General features: G+C 54.7%; 4 protein-coding genes. 2 read left to right on the top strand and 2 right to left on the bottom strand.

The window, feature by feature from the left end:
• Positions 1-453 precede the first annotated feature (453 nt).
• Together sigJ and Poly21_RS26670 are read right to left on the bottom strand one after the other, a co-directional pair.
• Positions 454-1,338, bottom strand: a complete 885-nt coding sequence (sigJ, locus tag Poly21_RS26675) for an RNA polymerase sigma factor SigJ (RefSeq protein ID WP_146410112.1) — start codon at positions 1,336-1,338, stop codon at positions 454-456.
• 49 nt (positions 1,339-1,387) lie between these two features.
• The gene (locus Poly21_RS26670) at positions 1,388-1,816 is read right to left on the bottom strand and encodes a cupin domain-containing protein (RefSeq protein WP_302120781.1); all 429 of its coding nucleotides are present in this window, start codon (positions 1,814-1,816) and stop codon (positions 1,388-1,390) included.
• 252 nt (positions 1,817-2,068) lie between these two features.
• Between Poly21_RS26670 and Poly21_RS26665 the strand changes: the two genes are divergently transcribed.
• Both Poly21_RS26665 and Poly21_RS26660 read left to right on the top strand, forming a co-directional pair.
• Complete coding sequence (locus Poly21_RS26665) at positions 2,069-2,527, top strand: carboxymuconolactone decarboxylase family protein (RefSeq protein ID WP_146410110.1); 459 nt, start codon at positions 2,069-2,071, stop codon at positions 2,525-2,527.
• Between the two features lie 67 nt (positions 2,528-2,594).
• Positions 2,595-3,344, top strand: coding sequence for an SDR family oxidoreductase (locus Poly21_RS26660; RefSeq protein ID WP_146410109.1), 750 nt, complete (start codon positions 2,595-2,597; stop codon positions 3,342-3,344).
• Positions 3,345-3,765 lie beyond the last annotated feature (421 nt).

Here is a 3,765-nt window from a genome sequence, read left to right as displayed (position 1 = left end):
TCAAACTGCCCATCGCAAAGGCCTCCTTGCCGAAGATGAAGTTGTGGTAAACCCATCTAAGCAAGTGAGGCCTTTCTTGTATATGTCGTTTCAGGGAAAAGAGTTAGCGAAAACTACGTGCCATTCGCGGCCGACGCCGGATCAGTTTTTAGTTTTTCCAGTCGAGAAGGAGAAGGAGAAGGAGGGAAATGGAGCGGAGGGTCAATTGAACGACCCCCAACCCGTTTAATCCACAGCCCGTTGGATCCATCCGTGGTTCTAAGATATTCGTGAGCGTGACGAATAAGAACTTTCGAAGAAGCCGTGCCGCCATCGCATTGTTCGGCGAATTGGCAGACCGAACGAGGCGGCCAAACGTCTCTCAAATCGACACGAGTTTCCATTTGATGGGGGGCAGCGCAGAGTTCTAGCCCAAACTGGAGCGGCCCACCCAAGGCGTGCGGTGAACGATTGCTACTCGAGTTTTGCGATGGACCAGCGTGTGAGCTTTTCTGGATTTAAGCACATGTACACGCCCCTGACGCCATCCTCGACGCGCACCGAAGCGACATGCACCACATTGCCACCTAGGGTAAACACGACGCCGGGCTCTCCGTTCACGACGGCTGAGTGCATATCGTAGTCGCGACGCTTGAGGTGAAAGACTTTCGCGAGGAAACGAGCAATGCGGTTGCGGCCCCGAATCACCACACGCGCCGCCGTCACCTTGCCGCCGCCATCGGAATGGACTTCGACATCTGCCGTCAAGAATTGTTCGACGAGCTTGGCGTCGCCGGCCCGACAGGCGGCAACGAACTGTTCTGCCAGCTCGAATGCTTTCTCGCGCGGCGGGCGAAAACGCGGCGCACCTTCTGTCAAATGTTCTTTGGCGCGGCTGACGATTTTTCGGACATGGGTCTCGGATTTCTCCAGAATCTTGGCGATCTCGGGGTATTCATAATCAAAGACCGACCGCAGCACAAACGCTGCGCGCTCCATCGGCGATAGACGCTCGAGCATAATGAGAAATCCCAGGCTCAGAGACTCTTGCAAATTTGCGTCATTCGTAGCCGCAGAGCTGTCTATGGGTTCGGGAACCCAAGGTCCGATGTACGATTCACGACGGCGTTCAGCACGCAATTTGTCGATGCAGCGTCGGGTGGTCGTGCGGATCAGAAATCCCTCTGGCGACCTGACGTCGTGGGCGGTATGCAATCGCAGGAACGCATCTTGTACCGCGTCCTCGGCGTCGACGACGCTGCCCAGCATCCGATAGGCGACCGACATCATTCGCGGACGCAGTTCTTCGGCGTCATCAAGCGTGCCACTACCAGTCTCATCTACAAACGAAATAGCCATTGACCTCTCCCAAAACGCCGCTTCAGTTTCCTGAAGTTGCCCGGATTACCTACTCATGCTTTTCGACCGGAACCGCGATCTCATCGATATTGTGTGGATGCAGTACCACCGCAATCAGACGCGTCTGTCCGGTTGCTGACGGATTTCTCGACACACGGTGCAAGCATCCCGTGGGTTCATAAAAAGTCTCGCCCGCCTGGTACAACTTGGTTGGCTTGTCATCGATCCCCAGTTCGTATTCGCCTTCAAGTACATAGACGAATCCCGGTCCCGGGTGACGATGCGCCAGACCGCTCTCACCCGGTCCAATCGTCACCTCCACCATTGTCGCTTTTGACTGCTTTCCTTCAACCCTTTCCTGGATGTCTTGTACTGAAAGGACTCGTACCCTCTCGCCGTCTTCGTGAGGATTATCTGCAGTCGCAACGCCGATTGCCAGGGGAATTGTGATCGCGAAAAGTGCTTTTAACCAGTTCATTTTCTTCTTTCTTGCGGTCCAAGTAGCGATGAGCGGCGAATTGCCGAATGTCTCCCTAGCAAGGACGCTCGCGGCAATGGATTTGTGACTGCGGAAGCAGAATTTTTGTGTTGGGCAACGCATTCGGAAAGAATTTCTGGCGTTTGTCACAAACCGGATCGCTCCGGCGTCCTTGGTGCAGAAGACACCGAGAGCAGTCTTGGTGCAGCACGCGGCACCACTTTACCTCAACTCAAACAATTGGAGACTCAAATGGTTACCACCCCAGACAAGTCCAGTACCGAGGCCTACCGTAGCATGCTTGGTGTGGAAAAGTATCTCACGCGATGCAGCATCGAGAAACCATTACGCGAGCTGATTAAACTTCGCGTCTCGCAAATCAATGGATGTGCCTACTGTATCGATATGCATTGGAAAGATGCGCGAGCGGATGGCGAAACAGAACAGCGACTCTATGGCTTACCGGCCTGGCGAGAAAGTCCGTACTACAGCGAACGTGAACAAGTCGGTCTGCAGCTGGCGGAAGAACTCACACGGGTCGCTGATCGAAGTGTGCCAGACGACATCCATGAACTGGCTCGCAAGCAGTTCAATCCACAAGAACTTTCCGATCTCGCATGGATCGTCGCCGCGATCAACGCCTGGAATCGCGTCAACATCGCCTTGAGGACGGCTCCGGGAGACTATCAGCCGCCTCTCGCTGCACGCTGAACGTCCCCTCATTCACTCAAAATTTTCACCACGCCGAAGTACTGGCAACAAACTAAAAGGTAGAACCATGAAAATTCTCACTATCGGTGGAAGTGGGTTAATCGGCTCGAAACTCGTCGCCATCCTTCGTCATCGGGGACACGACGTCATCGCAGCTTCACCGTCGTCGGGTGTCAACACGCTCACTGGTGAAGGACTCTGCAAAGCGATGCAAGGCGTCCAAGTTGTCGTTGATGTGGCAAACTCGCCATCGTTTGAAGACAACGCCGTCATGCACTTCTTTGAAACGTCGGGACGGAACTTGCTCGCCGCAGAGGCCGCGGCCGGAGTGCTGCATCACGTTGCACTATCGGTTGTTGGTATTGAACGATTGCAGTCGAGTGGCTACTTTCGCGCGAAGATGGTCCAGGAGAATTTGATCAAAGCGTCGCAGATTCCGTACACGATTGTTCGTGCCACTCAGTTCTTCGAGTTCGTCGGGGCGATTGCGGATGCGGGCACAGAAGGTAATTCGGTGCGTCTACCGCCTGCCATGATGCAGCCCATTGTCTCGGATGATGTCGCGGCAGCACTTGCCGATGTCGCCATCGAAGAGCCGCTTATGGATGCCATCGATCTTGCGGGCCCTGAATTAATTCGTATGGATGATCTCGTGCGCAGCTACTTGTTCGCCCACCAGGACAGTCGCCAAGTCACGACCGACTCGCATGCCCGCTACTTCGGAACCGAAGTGAACGATCAAAGCCTCACTCCCTACAAATCACCGCGTCTCGGTTCAACTCGTTTCAAGGATTGGCTCAACCACGCAATGGTTTAGCTGGAGCGATGGCGAAATGTTGGGAAAAAAGGGGCTGGTGGTCAATTGAACGGCCCCCAACCCCTTTGATCCATCTCGCCCGCATCACTGAGCCCAGCTAGCGTCGTATGAAGAGGTTTCGATATGCTGATAGGATGCAAGAAACCGAATGTTTTGTCCGCGATCTGGTTTGGACGGTTAACAGCCCATCATTGATGGATCTGACCAGCCAAGAGTCTGTTCCTACGCGACCTTTGAAGGCCAGTGACGTCGACCGCGAGCAGTTGAGAAGCTACTTAACCTCGCAGCGTGAGTGTAAGCGTTCGGCAGAACTATTTGCGGGCTAGTTTCCGGCGGCGTGCTCGGCGTTCTTTGGTCTTGGCGGCTCGGGCCAGGGATTCAGCCTCGCGATAGCTGCGGACTTTCTCTGGATGAGCCATCG

The sequence above is a fragment of the Allorhodopirellula heiligendammensis genome (genome assembly GCF_007860105.1).
Classification (GTDB): domain Bacteria; phylum Planctomycetota; class Planctomycetia; order Pirellulales; family Pirellulaceae; genus Rhodopirellula; species Rhodopirellula heiligendammensis.
Note: the sequence above shows the minus strand (reverse complement) of the source record. Positions and strands in the feature narration are given on the sequence as shown.